This is a genomic window from Streptomyces sp. NBC_00247, assembly GCF_036188265.1.
Classification (GTDB): Bacteria; Actinomycetota; Actinomycetes; order Streptomycetales; family Streptomycetaceae; genus Streptomyces.
Genome location: NZ_CP108093.1, coordinates 2,463,673 through 2,486,625 on the forward strand (window position 1 = coordinate 2,463,673; position 22,953 = coordinate 2,486,625).

The following is a 22,953-nucleotide window of genomic DNA, read 5'->3' on the forward strand; positions in this document are numbered from 1 at the left end:
AGATAAGGACCACCTTCGCGGTCCGGGCGCGGGGCCGCGCCGCTCGGGCGCTACCGCTCCGGGACCGGCAGGGGGCGCTTCTCCAGAGCCGCCGCCATCACCTCCGGGAAGAGGTCGGGGGTGCAGGCGAAGGCGGGGACCCCGAGGGCGGCCAGGGCCGCCGCGTGGTCGCGGTCGTACGCGGGCGCCCCCTCGTCCGAGAGCGCGAGCAGTGCCACGAACTCCACTCCGGCGTCCCTCATCGCCGCGACCCGCTGGAGCATCCGGTCCCGTATCCCGCCTTCGTAGAGATCGCTGATCAGCACGACGACGGTGTCGAAGGGGCGGGTGATGCGCGCCTGGCAGTAGGTGAGGGCCCGGTTGATGTCCGTTCCGCCGCCGAGCCGGGTGCCGAAGAGAACGTCGACGGGGTCGTCCAGTCGGTCGGTGAGGTCCACGACGGCCGTGTCGAACACGATCAGCCGGGTGTCCAGCGAGCGCATCGAGGCGAGGACCGCCCCGAAGACGGCCGCGTGGACGACGGAGGCTGCCATCGAACCCGACTGATCGACGCAGAGAACGACCTCCTTGCGCACGGCCCGGCCCACCCGGCCGTAACCGATGAGCCGCTCCGGGACCACCGTGCCGGCACCGGCACCACCGCTCGGAAGGGCAGCGCCGTCCGCTGCGGGGAGCGGGACCCAGTTCTTGAGGTTGGCTCGGACGGTGCGGTTCCAGTCGATGTCGCGGTGGCGCGGTCTGCCCGTCCGCGCGGACCGGTCGAGGGCGCCGGTGAGGGTCGCCCGGGTGTGGCCCGCCAGCCTCTTCTCCAGGTCGGCGACGACCTTGCGCACCACCGCGCGGGCGGTCTCCCGCGTGGTCTCCGGCATCGCCCCGCCGAGCGAGAGAAGGGTGCCGACGAGGTGGACGTCGGCTTCGACCGCGTCCAGCAGCTCGGGTTCCAGCAGCAGGGCGGCGAGACCGAGCCGCTCGATCGCGTCCCGCTGCATGACCTGGACGACCGGGGCGGGGAAGTAGGTACGGATGTCGCCCAGCCAGCGTGCCGCGGCGGGGGCGGACGCGCCGAGTCCGGCCCCGCGCTCACCGGGTGACCGGGTGACCGGGTTCTTCCCGCCGCCGTAGAGCGCGGTGAGGGTACGGTCCATCGCGGCGTCCCGGCCCTCGGGGGTGTGGCCGGTGGACTCCGCACTGTCGGAGCCCAGCACCAGCCGCCACCGCCTCAGCCGCTCGTCTTCGGATGTCCTGTCGGGCAGGGCGCGTTGGGGCTCCGCAGGCTGCCCGGAGCCGGGGGCGCGTGTCGTCACGGTCGATCAACTCCTCTACGTGGAAGTCCGGTCGGGTCCGGCCGGGGCGGTCGGGCCGGTCGGGCTCGGGGTGGGCGGTCGGGTCCGGCCGGGGCGGTCGGGCTCGGGGTGGGCGGTCGGGTCCGGCCGGGGCGGTCGGCCGGTCGAGGTCCGGCCGGGGCGCGCTCGGTGTACTCCGGGACCCGTCGGTCGGGCCCGGGCCGTGTCAGACATGGCCCAGGAGCAGGCGCAGCACCGGGAGTGCGGCGTCGGCGCGGGGCCCGTCCAGCTCGGGGCCGTAGCCGGGCAGAGCTGCTTCCGTGCCGGGCCCGCGCGCCCGCCCGCCCGCGGCCCCACCCCGGCGGGCCAGTTCTCCCAGGGTGCGCCGTACGCCGGGTTCGTACGCCGAGAAGGTGCGGCGGAGCAGCGGCAGCACGTCCGCGAAGGCGTGGTCGGGTACGCCGGTCAGCCAACCGTCCACGAGGGCGAGCAGGCGCTCGTCGTGCACGAGGAGCATCCCGCCTCCGGAGGCTCCTCCGATGAAGCCGTCGATCCACGCGGCGGCGTGCGGGGGCGGGGTGCCGGGCGAGAGGGCGAGGCCCATGAGCCGCGCGGCCTCGTCGTCGCCGAGCCGGCCCTCGTCCAGCAGCAGCCGGGTGGCGCGACCGCGCACGACACCGGCGACCGTGTCCCGGGTGGACAGCTTGTGGAGCACCGCCGCCCAGCGTCCCCGCGGCCCGCCGGGGCCCGGAGCGTCCGGCGCCCCCGGCCCGCCGGAGGGCCCGGCCCCGCCCGAGACCCCGGCCCCGCCCGAGACCCCCGGCCCGTCCGAAACCCCGGCCCCGCCCATAACCCCGGCCCCGCCCGAGACCCCCGGCCCGTCCGGGGCCGGCAGGAGGGTGATCGCGCCGTGCACCTCGTCCACCGTGCGGCGCATCGCCTCCGCACGGTCGGCGTCCAGGCCCGTGCACGCGGCGGGGAGCCCGACGCAGATCCGTGTCGCCAGTCCGGCGGCGACCTCGCCGAGGGCGGCGGTGTCCGTGCCCCGCACGTCGCCGTACCGCAGCGACCGGGCCAGCGCGGGCAGGGCCTCGGCGAGGCGGGCCACGTCCGCGTCGAGCGCGGCCCGGTCCGCGAGGGCCCGCATCACCACGGGCAGGGCGTCGGGCAGAGCGGCGAGGAGGCAGAGTTCGGCGAGGGCCGTGATCTCGGCGAGGGTGGTCGCGTTCCAGGCGTCCGACTCCGCCTTGGCGGTCGCGGCGGTGAGCACGGTGGTGCCCCAGGTGCCTGCCTCCGCGATCCGGACCGAGAGCTCCGGCTCCCACCGCAGCCGCCAGGTCTCCCGGAAGGTGCCGGTACTCCCCCGTCCGTCCACGGGCTCGCCCCAGCCCACGGCGAGAAGACGCAGCCGGTGCAGCAGCCGGCTCCTCGCCGCGTCGGTGTCCCGGCGGAGGTCGAACTCCACCTCACGGTCCGGCGGTTCCGGCTTCAGGCGCAGGGTGCGCTGCTGCCGGGTCAGGTCCCGCTGGAGCGGCACGGCCGGTGCGTCCTCGGGGACCTCGCCGAGCACCTCACCGACCACGAGTCGGTCGTGGACGAGGGCGAGGGGTACGTCGGACCCGTCGCACATGACGGCCCGGACCGCGTCGGTGGCCTCGTCGAGTCCGGCGAGAGGGCGCCCGCGCAGGGCCGCGAGCGTCTTGGCGAGCCGTACCGCCTCGATGACGTGGGCGGGGGAGACGAACCGGTCCTCGGCGCGGAGCAGACCCGCGGCCTTCGTCATCCATCGCTCGACGGGCCGGTCCCGGGCGTGGAAGAGGTGGGCGTACCAGCCGGGGGCCTCGATCCCGGCGCCGTATCCGCTGCGCCGGGCCAGCCGCCGGTGCGTCCAGGGCACCCAGGTCATGGCGGTCCTGACCTTGGGAAGCCCCTTCACCAGGGCGCGGTCGGCGGTGAGGGTCGTCCGCGCGGCGAGGGCGGGCACGTGCCAGGCGCCGCAGACGACCGCGACCTCGTCGCCGAACTCCTTCCGGGCCGCCCGCAGCCGGATACGCATGAATGCCTCACGTACGGCGTCGAGAGGGTGCCCGCCGTCCCCGTACGTCTCGCGCAGCGCCGTCATCGCCTCGGCCAGCGCGGCGAAGGGGGCGACGGAGTCGGCGCCGGTCACCGCGGACCGGTGTTCGACGACGTCCTCCCACCACCGCTCGGGGTCGTCGTGACCGGCGGCTTCGGCCAGCACCGCGATCGGGTCGGGCGGAGCCGGCGCGGTCTCCCCCGGTCCTTCGCCCTGGGCCGCCGCCGCGAGAGCCAGCGAATGGGCGGCGGGCAGGTCGATGAAGCGGACGGCCGCCCCGTGCGCGAGCGCCCAGCGGATCGCGACCCACTCCGGCGAGAACTCCGCCATCGGCCAGAACGACGCCAGCCCCGGATCGTCCTCGGCGTGCGCGAGCAGCGCCACCGGGGGCCGCATGTCCGGATCGGCGGTGAGCGCCAGCAACGCGTCGCCGTCCGGCGGTCCTTCGACCAGCACGGCACGCGGCCGCACCGCCTCCAGTGCGGCCAGCACGGCACGTGCGGACCCAGGGCCGTGGTGCCGCACACCCAGCAGCAGCGGCCCCTGGCCCCCGGGCGCCGGAGGCGCGGATGCGGGATTCGGACGGGGCGAGGTCATGGCGAGACCTCGCGGCAGGCCCGGTAGAAGTCCTTCCAGCCGTCCCGTTCGCGGACGACGGTCTCCAGATACTCCTGCCAGACGGCCCGGTCCGCCGCCGGATCGCGGACGACCGCCCCCATGATTCCGGCGGCCACGTCCCCCGGGCGCAGTGTCCCGTCGCCGAAATGGCCGGCGAGTGCCAGACCGTGGGTCACGACGGAGATCGCTTCGGCGGTGGAGAGCGTGCCCGAGGGGGACTTGACCCGGACGCGGCCGTCCGTGGTGACGCCGTCGCGGAGTTCGCGGAAGACGGTGACCACGCGCCGGATCTCGGTCAGCCCCTCGGGTGCGGCCGGCAGGTCCAGGGCGCGGCCCATCTGCTCGACGCGTCGCGAGACGATGTCCACCTCGTCCTCGGGCGTCGCCGGGAGCGGCAGCACGACGGTGTTGAAGCGGCGGCGGAGCGCGCTGGACAGCTCGTTGACGCCCCGGTCGCGGTCGTTGGCGGTGGCGATGAGGTTGAATCCGCGGACCGCTTGGACCTCCTGCCCCAGTTCGGGGACGGGGAGGGTCTTCTCCGAGAGGATCGTGATGAGCGCATCCTGTACGTCGGCCGGGATGCGGGTCAGTTCCTCCACCCGGGCGGTCAGCCCCTGGGCCATGGCTCGCATCAGCGGGCCGGGCACCAGGGCGGCACGGCTCGGTCCGTGAGTGAGCAACTGCGCGTAGTTCCAGCCGTACCGGATCGCTTCCTCGGGCGTGCCGGCCGTGCCCTGGACGAGGAGGGTCGAGTCCCCGCTGACGGCTGCCGCCAGATGCTCGGAGACCCAGGTCTTGGCGGTGCCGGGGACCCCGAGGAGCAGCAGGGCGCGGTCGGTGGCGAGCGTGGTCACGGCGACCTCGACGAGCCGGCGCGGGCCCACGTACTTGGGGGTGATCACCGTGCCGTCCGGGAGTGTCCCACCGAGCAGATAGGTGGCGACGGCCCACGGAGAGAGCCGCCAACGGGCCGGCCTGGGACGGTCGTCGGCGGCGGCCAGCGCTTTGAGTTCGTCGGCGAACGCGACCTCCGCGTGCGGCCTGAGCGCCCGCGCGCCCGCGTCCGGCAGCGCCCCGTCCGGCTGCGAACCGGCCGGCGGCACCCCGCCCGGCGGCACCCCCGGCTGAGCGTCGGCGCCCGGTGTGCTGCCGTCCGGCGCGTGCCCGGTGGCCGCGTCCTGTCCGGCTCGTTCGTACACGGTCATGGTCCCCCTCCAGATCGCTCATCGCTCGTCCGATGTGTCACCACCGTGCACCACGCCACTGACAATCAGCCCTTCACTCACCGTCACCGCAGCTCAGCGCGATTGTCAGTGGGGGGCCTTAACGTCGACACCATGCTGCTGTCTCATGAGGGAGAGTCCGCGCGGACCACCGATCCGGTGGGGCGCGCACCTGCCGTCCCGGCCGACGCCGAGGCGGCGCGCAAGCGGGCCGAGCGCAGGGCCGCCCGGATCACCGATGGGGCACGGGAGTTGGAAGAGCGTCTCGCCGACCTCCTGCGCTCCGGCCTCGCGGCGGCGGGGCAGTCCGGTGGCGACCACTGGGAGGAGACCGCCGCCCGGATGGTCGATTCCCAGGCCCCTGGACTCGCCGCACGGGTGCGGGAGTTGGGTGCGTTGCCATCCTCCGGTCCGGGGTGGCCGGTGCGCATGCTGGAGGAGTGCGGACTGCTGCATCTGCTCAACACCGCATGGCTGCACCGAGATCGGCTGCCCGAACCCCTGCTGGCGACGGTCCGCACCCGGGTGGGGCTGCCGTCCGCGCCGGTCGGCCCGGCGGTGCGCGACCGCTGGCAGGTGCTCGCCCAGTACGACGTCCCGGACGGCAAGATCGTCACCCGCCGTGTCTGGCTGCACGGAGCAGGGTCGGGCCGCACGGTGGTGCTGCTCTCCTACGGATCGGGGGGCCGCGCCCCGGAACGATCCCTTCCGGTGGGCGCGGTCCTGGAGGCGGAGTTGACGCCGCACCCGGGAGCGGGCCGCCGTGCCGAGCTGGGACCGGTGTTCGGCGCCCCGGAGCCCGCCCCCGCACCCCCGGTGGGCGTCTCCCCCGCCGAGGCCCTCGCCGGGTACGGCCGCGCGCTGGGCGAGGACCCTTGGTCGCAGAGGCAGCCGGTGGTGCTGGAGGCGGTGATACCCATCCCCTCCGCCGGCCGCTGGCAGCTCGCCGACGAGGGGACCGGGGCCGCCCTGCCGATAGCGGGGGACCCACGCTCCAGGCCGGGGCTCTGGCGGCTGGGCGCGCTGTCGGGCGGCAGCCCGGTCACGGTCTTCGGCGAACTGGGCCCGCGCGGTTTCGCCCCGCTGACGGCCTGGTCCGCCGGTGAGGACGACGGCGCCGACCGGCGAGAGGGAGCCGGTCCGGTCGAGACCGTGGTCCTGACCTGACCTGACCTGAACCGACCTGATCTGAACTGATCTGAACTGAAACTGATCGGCACCGACGCCGACGCGCGACAGTCCGGAGGGTCCGCCCGGGCCCTCTCCGTCGCCGAGCTCCCCGTCCCGCCCCACCTGTACGCGTCCCCGCCTGCCGGAGGTGAACCCATGTCCGCAACGAACTCGCCGACTTCCGGGCCCGGCTGCCCGGATCACGACCACCCCCGGGCCACCGCTCCGGACCCCACGGACGCACGGCACCCGGCCGGCCCTCCGCCGCGGACCGAGCAGTGGACCGAGCAGTGGAACGAACTGGTCACCCGGGCCCTTCTCGGTACGGACCGCCGCCCCGCTCACGCCCGGGACGGCACGCCCTGGGGTCCGACCGTCCTGCTGGACGCGGCGGCGGTGCACGCCGTGCGCCGCCGGGCGGGCCTGTGCCCCGCGACGGCCGGGACGCTCCCCGACCGGGCCCCCGAGGACCCCCGTCCACCGCTGCCCCCGGCGGCCCACCGCCGACTCGCACAGCTCCTCGCGGACCGGACAGGCGGTTCTCCCGGCGGCCGGCGCGGCACGGCCCCCGATCTGACGGAACTGATCCCGCAGTGGCTGGCCGCCGCCAACCGCCACGGCTACCGCGCCCCCGCGGCCCTGCTCCCGCCCTTGCTGGACGCGGCGCGCGCCCGTACCGACCTGCGTCCGCACGCACTGGTCTTCGCCGGCCCGCGTGGCCGCTGGCTGGCCGGCCAGAACCCGGACTGGCGGTTCGCCCTGCGCGACGGCGCCCCGCAGGCCGCCCTCCGGGGCGGGCCCGGCGGCGGTGCCGACCCGGACGCGGTGCACGCGCTGTGGGAGGAGGGGCTGTTCACCGAGCGGATCGCGCTGCTCAGTGCTGTACGGCTCCGTGATCCGGACGCGGCCCGGGACCTGCTCGCCGGCACCTGGTCCACCGAGCGCGCCGAGGACCGGCTGATGTTCCTGGACACCCTCCGCGCCAAGCTCTCCGGAGCGGACGAGGACTTCCTGGAGGAGGCGCTCGGGGATCGCAGTCGCAACGTCCGGGCCACCGCCGCCGAGCTCCTCTCCACCCTGCCCGACACGGCGTTCGGCCGTCGGATGGCCGCCCGCGCGGTCTCCTGCGTCGGCCTGGACCGCAGGTGTGGCGGCCTCTCGCCGAACCCCGGCGGACCCTCCCTGGTCATCGAGGCACCGTACGAGTGCGACGCCGCGATGCAACGGGACGGCGTGGTGGCCGTACCACCGACAGGGAAGGGTGAACGCTCCTGGTGGTTCGGGCAGTTGGTCGAATCGACGCCCCTCGCCATCTGGTCCGCGAAGCTCGGGGGACGCACGGCGCGGGAGGTGGTCGGGTTGCCGGTGGCCGACGACTGGGCCGCCGATCTGCACGCCGCCTGGTGCCGCGCCGCCGTACGGCAGCGGGACCAGGAATGGGCGCGGGCACTGCTCGGCGTTCCCACCGCGCCCCCCTCCGACACCACGGGGACGGACTCGCCGGCCGAGCGGTCCAAGCTCCTCGCCACCCTCCCCCGGGAGGAACGCGCCTCCTGGGCGGCCGAGTTCATAGCGTCCCACGGCCTCTCCGAGGCGTTCCAGCTGCTGGGCGTGTGCGCCGTGCCCTGGGCGGCACCGCTCGGGCGCGCGGTCGTCGACGCGCTCGACATCGCCCGGGAGGCGGGCAGTTACCCCTGGAGCTTCAGCGGAGTCATGGGCCTGGCCGAACGCTGCCTCGACCCCGGTGAGGCCGACCGGCTGGAGGTCCTCACCACGACGGAGGACGAACGCGAGGACGCCTCACCCGGGGCGGGCGGCTACTGGTCGGAGGCCTTTCAGAGGCTGGTCTCCACGCTCCGGCTGCGAGCGGCCATGGAAGCCGAGCTGGAGGCCACCGGCCCCTGACGCCCGGAGGGAGGGCCGGTCGTCGGGGTGGTCGGCCGTCGGCGGCCACGGGCGCCCGGCCGCACCAGCCCCCGCACCAGCCCCCGCACCAGCCCCGGCACCCGGCCGAGGCGGCGACCCCACCGGGTCGGCCGACGTACAGGACGGCCGACAGCCACCGGGGAGGCTCTGGCGCGGAGGACTGGCGCGGAGGACTGGCGCGGAGGACTGGCGCGCAACTCCGGGGCAGGGCCCAACGGGAGTCCGGCGGGAAACCTGCGCGGGAGCCGGACACAGCGGGCGAGCCACCGAGGTCGCCCCGCACCGACGCATGAGGCCCGGGTGCCCGGCAGCCTCAGGCGCAGGGCCGCGTCCGCGTCAGACGCCGGACGCGCACGGGCCGCGGGCCGCGGGCGCCTACGCGTACGCAGAGGTGCCGCGGCCCACATGCGGGCCGCGGTGCGCATGCGGGCGTTCGAAGCCCGGGACCCGTCAGGTGCCGGTACCGGCGCCTGTTCCGGTGCCGCCCGCCCGGGCGCCGGGGCGCGCGCGCCGGGTGCCGGGCCCGCCCGTGCCGGGTGCCGGGCCCGCCCGTGCCGGGTTCCGGTACCGCCCGCGCCGGGTTCCGGTACCGCCCGCGCCGGGTGCCCGGTACCGCCCGTATCAGGCGTCCGCGGGGTGCCGGACGTTCGCGTTGACCCAGTCGACGATCGCGGTGGTGGTCGCGCCCGGGGTGAAGATCGCGGCCACCCCGAGCTCCTTGAGCGGCGGGATGTCCTCCTCCGGGATGATCCCGCCGCCGAAGACCTTGATGTCCTCGGCCTCCCGCTGCTTCAGCAGTTCGATCACCTTGGCGAACAACGTGTTGTGGGCGCCGGAGAGGATCGAGAGGCCGATCGCGTCGGCGTCCTCCTGGATGGCGGTGTCCACGATCTGTTCGGGGGTCTGGTGGAGACCGGTGTAGATGACCTCCATGCCGGCGTCCCGCAGTGCCCGCGCGATCACCTTGGCCCCCCGGTCATGGCCGTCGAGCCCCGGTTTGGCCACCACCACACGAATCGGACCGGACAAACCCATCACTGCCTCCACCTGGTCTCCCGCACCACCGGTCGCGCCGTCCCGCGCCGCGTTCCCGCGTACTGCCCCGCGTACTGCGCCGTTCCGCGCCGTATCCGAGGCGGTGCCCGCACCGACTCCCGCAGCTCACGCAGCTTCGCACTGTCCCTCGCGCCGACGGCCCGCGGATGTGAACGAACGTTATCCTCGACATCCTTCCCCGTCGCGTGCTGTTTCGTGAAGGACATGAGGGGGGAAATCTCCTTGTGGGACATGTTCGCCGTACGTCCGCCCCCTACACCGAGTGGCGCACACCCGCCACCTGGGGACGGCCGTGAGGGGAGCCGCCAGAGGTCGCCGCGCACCCGCGCCGTCAGCCGCACGGCGCGGAGGTGCGGCCCCCGCGAACGTCCGGTCCCTCGGCCGTCGACCAAGGCCACCGAGGAACCGGACGCCCGGCACGCCGGAGATCCCGGCCGCCGGGACCCGCTCCGCACCGGCGCGGCCGCCGGAGCGACGAGCAGAACGGACGGCCACCCGGACCTCCGCCAGGTGATCCGGGCACCGGAAGAGCGGTCCGACCGGCGCGAGCTTCCGTCGGCGGCCGACCGGGCCGGTCGCGACCTCGCCACGGCACCCCCTGAAGGCGCGCGGGACCGAAGCCGTTCGCGCGTGCCGGTGCAGGAGGTCGGCCATGAATCTGCTGTCGTTGCTCACCCTGCTGCCGCGTCTGCCACGCCTGTCGCGCCTGCCGTCACCGCAGGGCCTGCGCACCTCGTCCGCGCTGCTCAGGGCTACCGCGCTGGATCTGGCGATCCTCGCCGGACACGTGCTGTTCTACCCGACCGGCCTCACCCCGGAGCGCCGTAAAGCCACCCCCGGGATCGAGCAGGACCTCGACACGCTGCCCTCGGACGTCGCCGCGCTGCCCCCGGCCCAGGGGGACGACCGTCCGCCGGTGGTTCTGCTGCACGGGTTCATCGACAACCGCTCGGTTTTCGTCCTGCTCCGCCGTTCCCTCGCCCGGCACGGCAGGGGCCATCTGGAATCGCTCAACTACTCCCCGCTGACCTGCGACATCCGTACGGCCGCCGAACTGCTGGGGCGGCACGTCGAGGAGATCTGCGAGCGCACCGGCCACCAACGGGTGGACATCGTCGGGCACAGCCTGGGCGGCCTGATCGCCCGGTACTACGTACAGTGCCTCGGCGGTGACCATCGGGTACGCGTCCTGGTCACCCTCGGCACCCCGCACGGCGGCACCGCCGTCGCCCCCCTGGCGAGCGCCCACCCGATCGTGCGGCAGATGCGCGCGGGCTCCGACTTCATCGAGGAGCTGCGCACCCCGGCGCCCGGGTGCCGGACGCACTTCGCCGCCTTCTGGAGCGAGCTGGACCGGGTGATGGTCCCCGTGAGCACCGCGCGCGTCGACCACCCGGACCTCGACGCGGAGAACATTCGGGTCACGGGCATCGGTCACCTCGCGCTCCCCGTGCACCCGGCCGTCGCCGCCCGCATCCGCCAGGTACTGGACGCACCGGCAGGCGCCACCCTGCCCGACACCACGAGCCCAGCCGGTCAGCCATGCGCCGGAACCAGCTTCACGGGCGGCACCACCGTGGCCTGAGGAGGCCGGGACGGGCCGCCGTCACTTCAGCACCACGGTGACGCGCCTTTCCTCGAAGATCTCCATGAGTACGTCGAAGAACGGAGCCCCCCCGTCACTCGATGGCCCCGGCCCCGCCAACCGCGCCCGTGCTTCGACGGAATCCGTCCACTCGAGAGTGAATCCGCAGGCGGTACCCCAGCCGCCGTACAGGCAGTCGTTCAGGGCGTCCAGGTTCCAACCGAAATAGCCCAGCGGCCCGTTGACGGCTTCACCGATGGCGCACCAGAAGCTGTTCCGGTCGACGACGTAACGGCCGTCCAGGGTTACCGTCCGCTCCGCAGGCGCTTCGGGCTTGCCTCGGCGGCGGTACTCGTGGGAGTTCAACGCCACCGACAACCAGGCCCATTGCTCGTCACCGGAGAGTCCGCGCCACAGTCCCGTACGGTCCGGCCCCCCGGCCCGGGCCAGGTCCCACACGGCGTCCGAGCCGGGCTCGGCCGCCTCGCACCACAGGTCGACCGTGAGGTCGACCAACCCGGTCCCGTGGGCGGATGGCCGGACGTCAGCGGCAGCCACCCCGTTGACGAAGTAGGAACCCATCGGGGCACCGTCCGGGTCGAGCACGTCGATCCAGGCGTTCCCCGCCTCGGCGCGTCGGCCGCCGATGTGGCCGACCGCCTTCAGCAGGCCGCCCTCGGGACGAAAGCCGGTGAGGAGCACCCGGCGTTGCCCGGCGTCGGGGGCTTTCTCGGCGGCGCCCCCCTCACCGATCTCCCCGCCCCCGTCGACCAGCGTGAACAGTCCCTCCGCGCCGCGCGCGAGACCCCAGAAGTCGGTCTCGTCCTCGTCGGACCGGAGGGCGTATCCCCAGCCCTCGCCACCCCTGATCGCCTCGTCCACCGAATCTCCCCCTCCGAACGCGTTCGGACACCGATCTTCCATGACGTCAACCGTCATGACTACGTTCCGTCATCACGCACGGTGGAAATCAGAACGGATTCCTCGAACGTAACGCCAACAACAGGTCTCGGCTGCGCCGAAAGGCGCTCGAATGCCCGCTTCCCGCAAGACCAAACGCTTCCGAAGATTGTGGCCGTCACTCAGCGACAGGTACAGTCGCGGCCACTGCTTCCCGGGGCTCACCCCACTGAACTCCGGACTGGTCCTGCTGCCGAGGCGAGAGAGAAGTTGGTGAACGACCAGCACACCCACGCCGGGTACGCCGGATACGACACGTCACAGACCGGCAGCCACCCCGCCGGTCCGCTCTACGGGACGCTTCCCGGTGAGCACGGCGTCGCTCCCGGTTCCGGATACGACAGCGACTTCGCGGCGGGCCCCACGGCCGCCGCCCACCACGACACGTATCCCGGTCAGGACACCACCTACGCCGCCGGCTCCTCCTGGGAGAACGGGAGCACCTACAGCGGTTACGCGGCGGAGCCCCACCAGGCCACGCACCAGCACTCCTACGACACCACCGGCAGTTGGCCGGTCGGCACGCCCGACGGGACCGGGCAGTGGGACTCCAGCGCCTGGCAACAGGACGCGACCCGCACGACGACCGGGCAGTGGTCCTTCACCGACACCGGCGCCTTCCCCACCACCACCTTCGAGTCGGCCCTGTACGAGACGGGGACCTACCAGGCCGCCGCACCGGCCAACGGCGCGTACGAGGCCCACGACGGGTACGACACCGCGGGGTACGCGGCGGCCACCCCCGCCCACGAGGCCGGCGCCCCGCACTACGGACCCACCGCCTACGCGACCGGCGCCTACGAGACCGGCACCTACGAGACCGGGGCCCGCCCCACCGGCGCCCACCACACCGGGGCCTACGACACCGGGCACTACGACACCACCGGTGTCTTCGAAGCGGCGGGCGGCTACGGCGCCACCCCCGGCTACGACAGCCCGGGTTACGACACCCCCGGTTACGACACCCCCGCCTCCGGCATCCCGGTCCACGCGCCCACCGCCTTCGCCACGGGCGCGTACGACACCGGCGCCTACGACGCGACCGCCTGGAACACCGCGTCGGACCTCGACGCCACGCCCGGGGCGACCGCGTACGTCCCGGAACAGATGTCCTACCCGTCCGCCGCGCGGCACGAGGCGACACCCGAACACCAGATCTCCGAACACCAGGGCACGGAACACCAGGCCTCCGAACACGCGGGGCCCGACGACGCGACGGGCGGGGCGGACGCGCCCGACTCCGCGCAGGTCCTCGCCCCCGAGCCGGAGTCCGAGGACCCGTCCGGCCTCCCGGACACCTGGCCCGACCCGTACCAGCCCGCCGTCCGGTCCGAGGGCGGGCCCGAAGGGCGGTCCGAGGGCCGGTCCGCCGCCCGCAACCGTGCCCGCCGCCGTACGCCCGCCAAGCGGTCCGCGCTGCTGACGATCGCGGTGCCGTCCGCGTGCGTGATGGGTGTCGCGGGGATCGCGGCGGCTTCGGTGGGTGGGCTCGGGCGTGCGGACGAGACCAAGGACGACGCCACGACGATGGCCGCCGCCGACACGGCCGGCGTCAAGGCGCTCGCGTCCAACACCAAGCTGGACACCCAGCTCGCGGGGGTCAGCGCGGCCGGCGAGGACTTCCGGGACCGGGCCAGCCGTACGCAGGAGCGCATCGACCTCAAGGAGCGGCAGGCCGCCGAGAAGAAGAAGCGGGAGGAGGAGGCCGCCCGCAAGGAGGCCGCCCGCCCCAAGTACCTTCTGCCGGTGGCCCAGCACGGGCTCAGCGCCTACTTCGGCCAGGCCGGGGTCAACTGGATGTCCGTGCACACCGGCATCGACTTCCCCGTGCAGTACGGGACTCCGGTGATGGCCGCGACCGACGGCACCGTCCGCACCCAGTGGAACAGCGCCTACGGCAACATGGCGATCGTGACCACGGAGGACGGCACCGAGACCTGGTACTGCCACCTGAGCAGCACCAAGATCCGCTCGGGTTCGGTGAAGGCCGGCGACGTGATCGCGTACTCCGGAAGCTCCGGCAACTCCACCGGTCCGCACCTGCACTTCGAGGTGCGCCCCGGCGGCGGTGCCGCGATCAATCCGCTGCCCTGGCTGGCGAGCCACGGACTCGACCCGCAGTAGAAGCGCGGGAATCGACGGAAGGGCCGGGTCGTGGCGACCCGGCCCTTCCGTACGTCCGCGCTCCGGCGGGAGCGGCTCGCCGCGGCTTCCCGGTGCTCGTCTACAACTTCTCGACGGGGGCGTACCGCAGCAGCAGCTTCTTGGGCCGCTCGTCGCCGAAGTCGACGGTGGCCTTCGCCTGGTCGCCGAAGCCGTCCACGGCGGTCACCGTGCCGAGTCCGAACTGGTCGTGCGTGACCCGGTCGCCGACCGCCAGCGTGACCACCGGCTTGTCGCCGGTGCGGCGGGTGGCGAAGCCGGAGGGGCCGGAGCGGGCGCGGGAGGAGGAGAGGGACGAGGTGATCCCCGAGGTGGGTCCGGCCGAGGCCGCCATCGGCCCCTTCCGCTTCCACTCCAGGTGCTGGTCCGGGATCTCCTCCAGGAACCGCGACGGCGGGTTGTACGAGGGCTGGCCCCAGGCGCTCCGCATGGAGGCGCGGGTGAGGTAGAGGCGTTCGCGGGCGCGGGTGATCCCGACGTACGCGAGACGGCGCTCCTCCTCCAGCTCCTTGACCTGGCCGAGCGCCCGCATGTGCGGGAAGACGCCGTCCTCCATGCCGGTGAGGAAGACGACCGGGAACTCCAGGCCCTTGGCGGTGTGCAGCGTCATCAGCGTGATGACGCCGGAGCCGTCCTCGTCCTCGTCGGGGATCTGGTCGGAGTCGGCGACCAGGGCCACCTTCTCCAGGAACTCCGCGAGCGTCCCGGACGGTCCGGCCTCCTCCTCCGTGCCGGCGTCGGCGCCGGCGTCACCGGTGGCGCCCGGTTCCGCCACCGCGCGGGCCTGGTCCTGCTCGAACTCCAGGGCGACGGCGGCGAGTTCCTGGAGGTTCTCGACGCGGGTCTCGTCCTGCGGGTCGGTGGACGCCTGGAGTTCGGCGAGGTAGCCGGTGCGCTCCATGACGGCTTCCAGCACGACCGCGGGGCCCGCGCCGGACTCCACGACGGTGCGCAGCTCCTCCATCAGCGTGTTGAACCGCTTCACCGCGTTCGTGGAGCGGGCCGCCATGCCGTACGCCTCGTCGACACGGCGCAGCGCCTGCGCGAAGGAGATCTTCTCGCGCTGCGAGAGAGCGTCGATCATCGCCTCGGCGCGGTCGCCGATGCCGCGCTTGGGCACGTTGAGGATGCGGCGCAGCGGGACGGAGTCCTCGGGGTTGGCGAGCACCCGGAGGTAGGCCAGGATGTCCCGGACCTCCTTGCGCTCGTAGAAGCGGACGCCGCCGACGACCTTGTAGGGCAGGCCGACGCGGATGAAGATCTCTTCAAAGACACGGGACTGGGCGTTGGTGCGGTAGAACACCGCGACGTCGCCGGCCTTGGCGTCGCCCGCGTCGGTGAGCCGGTCGATCTCGTCGGCGACGAACTGCGCCTCGTCGTGCTCGGTGTCGGCGACGTACCCGGCGATGCGGGTGCCGGTTCCGGCGTTGGTCCAGAGGTTCTTCGGGCGGCGGCTCTCGTTGCGCTCGATGACCGCGTTGGCGGCCGAGAGGATCGTCTGGGTGGAGCGGTAGTTCTGCTCCAGGAGGATCGTGGTGGCGTCCGGGTAGTCCTCCTCGAACTGGAGGATGTTGCGGATCGTCGCGCCGCGGAAGGCGTAGATCGACTGGTCCGCGTCACCGACGACGCAGAGTTCGCCCGGTGCGTCGTGCTCGCCCGCCGGTCCGACCAGCTCGCGCACCAGGGTGTACTGGGCGTGGTTGGTGTCCTGGTACTCGTCGACCAGGACGTGCCGGAAGCGGCGGCGGTAGTGCTCGGCGACGTCGGGGAACGCCTGGAGCAGGTGGACCGTCGTCATGATGATGTCATCGAAGTCGAGGGCGTTGGCCTCGCGCAGCCGCGCCTGGTAGAGCGCGTACGCCTGGGCGAGCGTCTTCTCGAAGCCGTCGGCGGCCTGCCCGGCGAAGGTCTCCTCGTCGATGAGCTCGTTCTTGAGGTTGGAGACCTTGGCGGTGAAGGACTTCGGCGGGTAGCGCTTGGGGTCGAGGTCCAGGTCACGGCAGACCAGGGCCATCAGCCGCTTGGAGTCGGCCGCGTCGTAGATGGAGAACGACGAGGTGAAGCCGAGTCGCTTCGACTCGCGGCGCAGGATGCGCACGCACGCGCTGTGGAAGGTCATGACCCACATGGCGTTGGCGCGGGGGCCGACGAGCTGCTCGACCCGCTCCTTCATCTCACCGGCGGCCTTGTTGGTGAAGGTGATCGCCAGGATCTGCCCGGGGTGCACGCCGCGCTCGGCCAGCAGGTGGGCGATGCGGTGGGTGAGCACCCGGGTCTTGCCGGAGCCGGCGCCCGCGACGATGAGCAGCGGGGACCCGGCGTGCACCACGGCGGCACGCTGCTCGGTGTTGAGCCCGTCGAGCAGCGCCGCGGAGTCGATGACCGGGCGCGGGGCGCCGTCGCGGTAGTACCCGTCCCTGGGCGGCGGGGGCGCGTCGAAGAGCCCTTCGAAGAGGCCCTCGGGCTCCTCCTCGGGCTCGTGGTCCTCCGGGGGCGGCGGGGGCCCCTCCTCCACGGGCTGGAGGTTGGTCAGGTAACTGTCGTCAAAGAGGCTGCTCATCGCTTGTCGAGTTTAGATGCCCCGACCGACAGTCCGGGCGGCCTTGACAGAGTCCCCACGGCGACGGTCACCGAGTGTCAAGGACCGTACGCGGCGCGCTGAAGGACATCCCCTCGTGGCCGAGGTCACGAAAATGTATCGGGCATATCGCACATCGCTCTTCCCAGCCGCCCTGCGGCTTGGTTACCGTGCTCAGCCGGGCGGCCCGTATCCCCTGACGGGCGAACCGCGCCACAGGGCCGCCCCCGCCGAATCCGGCCCGCCCACGGCTGTCCGGAACCGGGGCCCCACACGCACCACCGGGGCGAATCGGGTCGTACGCGTCGATACGGGTACGGGGCGTAGGGCAGCCTTCCGTTCCGCCCGAACCCGAAGGCCCCACTCGGCAGGCGGTCCATGGAAGGAGATGCCGGTCTTGGCATCGCATCGCAAGCCGCGCACCCCGATGCGCGTGACGTCACCGGCTGTGGGGTTCACCACGGTCGCGCTGGCCTCGGTGACGCTGCTCTCGACACAGAGCGCGACGGCAGCGCCGTCGGCTCCCAAGCCGAGCATCGAGGAGATACGGAAGAAGGTCGACGACCTCTACCGTCAGGCGGGCTCCGCGACCCAGGAGTACAACCGGGCCAAGGACTCCACCGCCGAGCAGCAGGACAAGGTGGACGCCCTGTTGGAGGAGGCGGCCCAGCGGGCGGAGAAGGTCAACGAGGCCCGGCGCGCGCTCGGGAACTACGCGGCGGCGCAGTACCGCACCGGCGGTCTGGCGTCCTCGATGACGTTCTTCCTGGCGGACGACCCGCAGTCGTACTTCGACCAGGACCAGCTGATGAAGCGTCGCAGCGGGCAGCAGGAGAAGGCGGTCTCCGACTTCCGCACCCAGCAGCTGGCGGCGGCCGAGAAGCGCACCGAGGCCACCAAGAGCCTGGAAGCGCTGACGGAGTCGCAGGAGGATCTGCGCACCAGCAAGCAGACCGTGCAGAACAAGCTGGCCGAGGCGCGCACGCTGCTGTCGAAGCTGACCGCCGAGGAGAAGGCGCGCCTCGCCGAGCTGGAGCGGAAGAAGGAAGCCGAGGCGGAGAAGAAGGCGGAGAAGCTCGCCGCAGAGCAGGCAGCCGCGGCGAAGGCGGCGGCCGACGAGGCCGCTGCCGACGCCGCCGCCTCTGGCTCGGACGCGACCACCGGGTCCACCGGGACCACGACCGGCTCGACCACGTCCGCTTCCACCAAGGGCGCCCAGGCGCTGGCGTTCGCCGAGTCCCAGATCGGCAAGCCGTACGTGTGGGGCGCCACCGGCCCGGCGTCGTACGACTGCTCCGGTCTGACCCAGGCGGCCTGGCGGGAGGCGGGCGTGGACCTGCCGCGTACCACCTGGGACCAGGTCAACGTGGGGACGCGGGTCGCGACCGCCGACCTCCAGCCCGGAGACCTGATCTTCTTCTACGACGACATCAGCCACGTGGGCATCTACCAGGGCGACGGGATGATGGTCCACGCGCCGAAGCCGGGTGCGTACGTCCGCGAGGAGTCGATCTACTACATGCCGATCTACGGCAGCGTCCGGCCGGGCTGACCCGACCGGACCGCCTTCACCCCGCCGTCCCGGCCCGCCTCGTTCGGGTTGCCGGGGTGGTGGGGCGCCTACGAGCATTCCCAGTAGAAGCGCCCTTCGCGGTGGTCGGGGCTGACGAAGGCGAAACCGTGGCCGTAGCCGAAGTTGAGGAAGTACGGGTAGTCCCCGTCTTCGTCGGGGGCGTCGCTCAGCTGGAAGAGGAACTGCCAGGGGGCTTCGACCTGCGCCCAGGCGTTCGGGTAGCGGGCGGTGCCGCCGAGGTAGTCGCTCAGGTCGTCGTCGCCGGGCTGTGCGACGGCGGGGCCTTCACGGCGCGTGCCGTGCTCGGAGGCGGCCTGCTCGTGGGCGGACCGGTCCGCCTCCGGCTCCACCGGACGCAGATGGACGCGCCACTCGACGGGGGTCCTCGACCCGTCGGGCCCGCAGCGCCAGAGCGTCCGGCCGCGCGTTCCGGACGGCCCGATCACGGCGGAGGAGGGTATGCGGCCGTCGGGCTGGACCAGGAGGACGCCGTCTCCGTCCTCCGGCCCCAGCCCGCCCATGATCATGTCCTCCTCGCCGAGGAAGAGGTAGGCCAGGCGGAGTTCTTCGCCGGGGACGGGGAACTGGCCGACGAACACCAGGGGGACCCCGGAGTGCGGGTCCAGCGGCCAGGCGGGTTCGGAGAGCCAGACCGGATCGCCGCCGAACTTCGCCACCGGATCGGTGACCGGCTCTTCGGGCGCTTCGAGGACGATCCGGAGACGCGGCAGGAAGGCGGCGTCGTACGGCCCGTCCGCGCGCCCCGTGGGTCGTATGGGCATGCCGGGCACCCTACGGGCCCGTACTGACATACCGCCCCGGCCCGGTCGGCCGGCGGCGACGGGCGCGCGGCGGGGCCGCCGCCCGTCCGGGCCGGATCAGGTCCAGAGGGTGGCGATGAAGATGTTGGCGAGGGTCAGACCGCCCACGGCGGCGAAGGCGCCCTTGGAGACCTTCTCCTCGTCGCGCTTGAGGTAGATGAGGGCCAGGATCACCACGAGGATCAGCAGTTTGACGCCGATCTTGACGTTGTTGACCGGGTTGTCGTCCGCCTGGTGGAAGCCGACGAGGGCGATGCCGGTGACGAGCATGGTGAGCGCGCCGTGCAGCATCGCGGGCGAGAAGCGGGCGGTGCCGGCACCCATCGCCTTCGTCTGCGTCAGGAAGCCGCCCAGCAGGGAGGCGATGCCGATGATGTGCAGGGCGACGAAGACATGGATGAGTACAGACATGCCGGCAGCCTAACGACGGCCGTACCACCCCCCGGAGGTCAGGTGGGGCTTACCCGGTGCCCTGGCAGCCTTTTCCCGAAGCTGCACGAATATGACCGGGTCACCCTCCACCACCACGGTCACACTCCGAAGGCGAAACGTCACCGAAGGTCAATACCGATCATGACGCCTTCTGGGCCTGCCCCGGGGTTAGCGTCCCTCCCAGGTGACCGGCCCGCCTTGCCACCCCTGACGGGTGGCACCGGTCGCCTGGCCGAAAGGTCCCGGTGGTGCCCGCCCTCCCCCATGTGGCGCGCGCCGCCGGGGTCCGCCGGGCCCCGCCGGTACACCCCCGGGCGGGCAGCCGACAGGAAGGATGCAGCCCTCGTGGCCGCGCACCGGAAATCTGCTCACCGCAAGCCCAAGCAGCGCCTCTTCACCGGCTCTGCTGCCCGCTCCGCCGCCGCTCTGGCACTCGCCGGGGCGGCCACCGCGACCGCCGCGACCGGTTCCGCCCAGGCGGAGCCCCGCCTCACCGCGGCCCAGGTCAAGTCCGAGGTGGACCAGCTCTACCGGGACGCCGAGGCCGCCACCGAGCGGTACAACGGGGCCAAGGAGAAGGCCGGCGACGCCGCCCGGTCCGTGGAGGCGCTGCGCGACGAGGCCGCCCGCCGCACGGACCTCCTCAACGAATCCCGGCACGCGCTCGGTTCGCTCGCCTCCGCGCAGTACCGCTCGGGAGGACTGGACCCCGCTCTCCAGCTGCTGCTCACCTCCGACCCCGACCAGTACCTGGAGCGCTCCTCGTACGTCGAGATGGCGGGCGACCGCCAGGCCGGGGCCATCAGCGGCATCCGGCGCCAGATCACCGGGATCGACCAGGTCCGGGCCCGCGCGGAGGACGAGTCCGCCGTGCTCGCCGCCCGCGAGGCCGAACTCGCGCGCCACAAGAAGGAGATCACCAGCAGCCTCGCGGACGCCCGGAAGCTGCTGCACACCCTCACCGCCGCCGAACGCGCCGCCTACGAGGACTCGACCGGCGCCACCACCGTGGGCGCCGGCGCCGCGAGCGGTGCGCCCGGCCCGGTCGTGGCCCCGAACTCCCGCGCCGCCGAGGCCGTCGCCTTCGCGTACGGGGCGCTCGGCAAGCCGTACGTCTGGGGCGCGACCGGCCCGTCCGCGTACGACTGTTCCGGCCTCACCCAGGCCGCCTGGCAGGCGGCGGGCGTCTCGTTGCCCCGCACCACCTACACCCAGATCAACGCGGGGCAGCGGGTCTCCCGGTCCCAGCTCGCCCCCGGCGACCTGGTGTTCTTCTACTCCGGGATCAGCCATGTCGGCCTCTACGTCGGCGACGGCAAGATGATCCACGCCCCACGCCCGGGAGCGCCCGTCCGGATCGCCCCGATCGACGAGATGCCGTTCGCGGGGGCGACCCGGGTGGCGTGACGACGACGGGAACCCGGGCCCGGGCCGCCCACCGGGCCGCCGGTCGCGGCCGTGACCGTGACCGGCGTCAGACCAGGCGGCGGGCGGTCGCCCAGCGGGTCAGTTCGTGCCGGTTCGACAGCTGGAGCTTGCGGAGCACCGCCGACACGTGCGACTCCACCGTCTTCACCGAGATGAAGAGCTGCTTGGCGATCTCCTTGTACGCGTATCCCCGGGCGATCAGCCGCAGTACCTCGCGCTCGCGCTGGGTGAGCCGGTCGAGGTCCTCGTCCACCGGAGGGGCGTCCGTGGAGGCGAAGGCGTCCAGGACGAAGCCGGCCAGGCGGGGCGAGAAGACCGCGTCGCCCTCCTGGACCCGGAAGACGGAGTCGACCAGGTCGGCGCCGGTGATCGTCTTGGTGACGTAGCCCCGGGCGCCGCCCCGGATGACCCCGATGACGTCCTCGGCCGCGTCGGAGACGGAGAGCGCGAGGAAGCGGACCGGGTTGTCGGCGGCCGACATCATCGGCGCGCAGCGGCGCAGCACCTCGACCCCGCCGCCGCCGGGGAGGTGGACGTCGAGGAGGACGACCTCGGGGCGGGTCGCCGTGATGACGGTGACGGCCTGGTCGACGTCGGCGGCCTCGCCGACGACCTCCACGCCGGTCTCCTCGGTGCGGCCGATCTCGGCCTGGACGCCGGTGCGGAACATCCGGTGGTCGTCCACGAGGACGACCCGTACCCGGCGCTCCGGTCCCTGGGTCGTCACTTCGGTGTTCTCGGTCATTCGCCCGCCCTCTCCATCTCCAGCTCGACTTCCGTGCCGCCGCCGGGCACCGACCTGAGCCGGGCCGTACCGCCGTTGCGCCGCATCCGGCCGACGATCGATTCTCGTACGCCCATGCGGTCCTCGGGGACCGAATCCAGGTCGAACCCGGGGCCCCGGTCGCGTACGGAGACGAAGACCGTCCGGCCCTCGACCTCCGCGAAGACCTGGACCGCGCCGCCCTCGCCACCGTACTTGGCGGCGTTCACCATCGCCTCGCGCGCGGCCTGGAGCTGGGCGGTGATCTTCTCGTCCAGCGGGCAGTCGCCGACCACGACGACCTCCAGCGGGACGCCGTGCTTGTCCTCGACCTCGGCTGCGGCGCGTTTCACGGCGTCGGCGAGGGTGGTGGGTTCGTCGTCCGCGTCCTTTCCGGTGCCGCCGGGGTCGTAGAGCCAGTTCCGCAGCTCGCGCTCCTGGGCGCGGGCCAGCCTGCGGACCTCTCCGGCGTCCTCGGCGTTGCGCTGGATCAGGGTGAGGGTGTGCAGCACCGAGTCGTGGACGTGGGCCGCGACCTCGGCGCGCTCCTGGGCACGGATACGCATCAGGCGCTCCTCGGAGAGGTCCTGGGTCATCCGTACGAGATAGGGGCCGGCGAGCAGCGCGATGCCGGTGAGGACCGCGATGGCGGCGGTGAGGACGTTGCCGAGCTGGGCGGCCGAGCCGCGTACCACCAGGAACGCGGCGAGGCCGAGGCCGACGAGTGCCACCCCGGCGAGCCCGCGCGCGAGGTGCAGCATGCCCCGCCGGCGGCCCACCTCCATCCACTGGGCGCGGCGGGCGTTGTCGGCCTGCCGCCAGACCAGCACGGAGCCGGCGCCGATGAGGAGGATGGGCCAGATGTAGCGGTCGGCGCCGCTGCCCATGTTCACGTTGGCGAGGAAGATCAGGGCGCCGACGATGAGCGCGACGAGGGCGAAGACCTGTCCCTTGTCGGGCTTGCGGAGCCGGCGGCTGCCGTCCGGGGCCGTCTCGAAGAGGGAGCGCGAGCCGTCGACGCCACCGACGCCGCCGACGCCGAGGGGCACCACGATCCAGAACACCGCGTAGAGCACCGCGCCGAGGCCGTCCGCGAGGAACAGTCCGAGGAAGACGAGGCGCACCCAGACGACCGGCAGCCCGAGGTGTCCGGCCAGCCCGCGCGCGACGCCGCCCAGCATGCGCCCCTCGGCGCTGCGGTACAGCTTGCGCGCCGGTGGCTCCTCCGGGTCGGTGACCGGTGCGCCGGCGGCTCGGGACGTGGCGGTTGGCATGGGACCGATCGTCACACGTCCGG

16 protein-coding genes are annotated in these 22,953 nt (G+C 73.2%); 6 read left to right on the plus strand and 10 right to left on the minus strand.

The genetic code is table 11. The features are described from left to right. Nucleotides 1–50: 50 nt before the first annotated feature. The 3 genes from OHT52_RS10260 to OHT52_RS10270 form a co-directional block, all read right to left on the minus strand. Nucleotides 51–1,253, minus strand: a complete 1,203-nt coding sequence (locus OHT52_RS10260) for a VWA domain-containing protein (RefSeq protein WP_328723685.1) — start codon at nucleotides 1,251–1,253, stop codon at nucleotides 51–53. Nucleotides 1,254–1,509: 256 nt separating this feature from the next. Next, the gene (locus OHT52_RS10265) at nucleotides 1,510–3,957 is read right to left on the minus strand and encodes a DUF5682 family protein (protein WP_328719825.1); all 2,448 of its coding nucleotides are present in this window, start codon (nucleotides 3,955–3,957) and stop codon (nucleotides 1,510–1,512) included. Beyond that, nucleotides 3,954–5,183 (minus strand): ATP-binding protein, encoded by a 1,230-nt coding sequence (locus OHT52_RS10270; RefSeq protein ID WP_328719826.1) that lies wholly within the window; start codon nucleotides 5,181–5,183, stop codon nucleotides 3,954–3,956. The genes OHT52_RS10265 and OHT52_RS10270 overlap by 4 nt, the downstream gene beginning before the upstream one ends. Nucleotides 5,184–5,315: 132 nt before the next feature. Between OHT52_RS10270 and OHT52_RS10275 the strand changes: the two genes are divergently transcribed. Both OHT52_RS10275 and OHT52_RS10280 read left to right on the plus strand, forming a co-directional pair. Further along, entirely contained in the window at nucleotides 5,316–6,368 is a 1,053-nt protein-coding gene (locus tag OHT52_RS10275; RefSeq protein ID WP_328719827.1) for an SWIM zinc finger family protein, read from the plus strand. 159 nt (nucleotides 6,369–6,527) lie between these two features. Further along, complete coding sequence (locus OHT52_RS10280) at nucleotides 6,528–8,276, plus strand: DUF5691 domain-containing protein (protein ID WP_328719828.1); 1,749 nt, start codon at nucleotides 6,528–6,530, stop codon at nucleotides 8,274–8,276. A gap of 642 nt (nucleotides 8,277–8,918) precedes the next feature. On the opposite strand, the gene OHT52_RS10285 is transcribed toward OHT52_RS10280, so the two are convergent. After that, nucleotides 8,919–9,332 (minus strand): cobalamin B12-binding domain-containing protein, encoded by a 414-nt coding sequence (locus tag OHT52_RS10285; protein ID WP_328719829.1) that lies wholly within the window; start codon nucleotides 9,330–9,332, stop codon nucleotides 8,919–8,921. Nucleotides 9,333–10,005: 673 nt separating this feature from the next. Between OHT52_RS10285 and OHT52_RS10290 the strand changes: the two genes are divergently transcribed. After that, nucleotides 10,006–10,938: a lipase family alpha/beta hydrolase gene (locus OHT52_RS10290; RefSeq protein ID WP_328719830.1), complete on the plus strand. Its 933-nt coding sequence runs from the start codon at nucleotides 10,006–10,008 to the stop codon at nucleotides 10,936–10,938. 21 nt (nucleotides 10,939–10,959) lie between these two features. Here OHT52_RS10290 and OHT52_RS10295 read toward each other — a convergent pair whose 3' ends face one another. Continuing rightward, the gene (locus tag OHT52_RS10295; RefSeq protein ID WP_328719831.1) at nucleotides 10,960–11,820 is read right to left on the minus strand and encodes a barstar family protein; all 861 of its coding nucleotides are present in this window, start codon (nucleotides 11,818–11,820) and stop codon (nucleotides 10,960–10,962) included. Nucleotides 11,821–12,111: 291 nt separating this feature from the next. On the opposite strand from OHT52_RS10295, the gene OHT52_RS10300 reads away from it, so the two are divergent. Next, on the plus strand, nucleotides 12,112–14,022 hold the full coding sequence (locus OHT52_RS10300) for a M23 family metallopeptidase (protein ID WP_328719832.1): 1,911 nt from the start codon (nucleotides 12,112–12,114) through the stop codon (nucleotides 14,020–14,022). Nucleotides 14,023–14,122: 100 nt separating this feature from the next. Here OHT52_RS10300 and pcrA read toward each other — a convergent pair whose 3' ends face one another. Then, nucleotides 14,123–16,621: a DNA helicase PcrA gene (gene pcrA / locus OHT52_RS10305; protein ID WP_328719833.1), complete on the minus strand. Its 2,499-nt coding sequence runs from the start codon at nucleotides 16,619–16,621 to the stop codon at nucleotides 14,123–14,125. A gap of 406 nt (nucleotides 16,622–17,027) precedes the next feature. Here pcrA and OHT52_RS10310 point away from each other — a divergent pair, with 406 nt between their 5' ends. Continuing rightward, nucleotides 17,028–18,191: a C40 family peptidase gene (locus tag OHT52_RS10310; RefSeq protein WP_328719834.1), complete on the plus strand. Its 1,164-nt coding sequence runs from the start codon at nucleotides 17,028–17,030 to the stop codon at nucleotides 18,189–18,191. Nucleotides 18,192–18,259: 68 nt separating this feature from the next. Here OHT52_RS10310 and OHT52_RS10315 read toward each other — a convergent pair whose 3' ends face one another. Both OHT52_RS10315 and OHT52_RS10320 read right to left on the minus strand, forming a co-directional pair. Next, complete coding sequence (locus OHT52_RS10315; protein WP_328719835.1) at nucleotides 18,260–18,994, minus strand: hypothetical protein; 735 nt, start codon at nucleotides 18,992–18,994, stop codon at nucleotides 18,260–18,262. 96 nt (nucleotides 18,995–19,090) lie between these two features. Then, nucleotides 19,091–19,444 (minus strand): hypothetical protein, encoded by a 354-nt coding sequence (locus tag OHT52_RS10320; RefSeq protein ID WP_328719836.1) that lies wholly within the window; start codon nucleotides 19,442–19,444, stop codon nucleotides 19,091–19,093. A 366-nt stretch (nucleotides 19,445–19,810) separates the two neighbouring features. Between OHT52_RS10320 and OHT52_RS10325 the strand changes: the two genes are divergently transcribed. After that, entirely contained in the window at nucleotides 19,811–20,872 is a 1,062-nt protein-coding gene (locus OHT52_RS10325; RefSeq protein WP_328719837.1) for a C40 family peptidase, read from the plus strand. 67 nt (nucleotides 20,873–20,939) lie between these two features. Here OHT52_RS10325 and OHT52_RS10330 read toward each other — a convergent pair whose 3' ends face one another. Together OHT52_RS10330 and OHT52_RS10335 are read right to left on the minus strand one after the other, a co-directional pair. Then, entirely contained in the window at nucleotides 20,940–21,638 is a 699-nt protein-coding gene (locus OHT52_RS10330; RefSeq protein ID WP_328719838.1) for a response regulator transcription factor, read from the minus strand. Next, nucleotides 21,635–22,930: a PspC domain-containing protein gene (locus OHT52_RS10335; protein WP_328719839.1), complete on the minus strand. Its 1,296-nt coding sequence runs from the start codon at nucleotides 22,928–22,930 to the stop codon at nucleotides 21,635–21,637. The genes OHT52_RS10330 and OHT52_RS10335 overlap by 4 nt, the downstream gene beginning before the upstream one ends. Nucleotides 22,931–22,953: the final 23 nt, after the last annotated feature.

Bases quoted from the DNA above. Each gene is read 5' to 3' on its own strand.
- OHT52_RS10290 (WP_328719830.1), top strand. From the start codon at position 10,006: ATGAATCTGCTGTCGTTGCTCACCCTGCTGCCGCGTCTGCCACGCCTG.
- OHT52_RS10265 (WP_328719825.1), bottom strand. From the start codon at position 3,957: ATGACCTCGCCCCGTCCGAATCCCGCATCCGCGCCTCCGGCGCCCGGG.
- OHT52_RS10320 (WP_328719836.1), bottom strand. From the start codon at position 19,444: ATGTCTGTACTCATCCATGTCTTCGTCGCCCTGCACATCATCGGCATC.
- OHT52_RS10285 (WP_328719829.1), bottom strand. From the start codon at position 9,332: ATGGGTTTGTCCGGTCCGATTCGTGTGGTGGTGGCCAAACCGGGGCTC.
- OHT52_RS10315 (WP_328719835.1), bottom strand. From the start codon at position 18,994: ATGCCCATACGACCCACGGGGCGCGCGGACGGGCCGTACGACGCCGCC.
- OHT52_RS10330 (WP_328719838.1), bottom strand. From the start codon at position 21,638: ATGACCGAGAACACCGAAGTGACGACCCAGGGACCGGAGCGCCGGGTA.
- OHT52_RS10280 (WP_328719828.1), top strand. From the start codon at position 6,528: ATGTCCGCAACGAACTCGCCGACTTCCGGGCCCGGCTGCCCGGATCAC.
- pcrA (WP_328719833.1), bottom strand. From the start codon at position 16,621: ATGAGCAGCCTCTTTGACGACAGTTACCTGACCAACCTCCAGCCCGTG.
- OHT52_RS10270 (WP_328719826.1), bottom strand. From the start codon at position 5,183: ATGACCGTGTACGAACGAGCCGGACAGGACGCGGCCACCGGGCACGCG.
- OHT52_RS10310 (WP_328719834.1), top strand. From the start codon at position 17,028: ATGCCGGTCTTGGCATCGCATCGCAAGCCGCGCACCCCGATGCGCGTG.
- OHT52_RS10275 (WP_328719827.1), top strand. From the start codon at position 5,316: ATGCTGCTGTCTCATGAGGGAGAGTCCGCGCGGACCACCGATCCGGTG.
- OHT52_RS10335 (WP_328719839.1), bottom strand. From the start codon at position 22,930: ATGCCAACCGCCACGTCCCGAGCCGCCGGCGCACCGGTCACCGACCCG.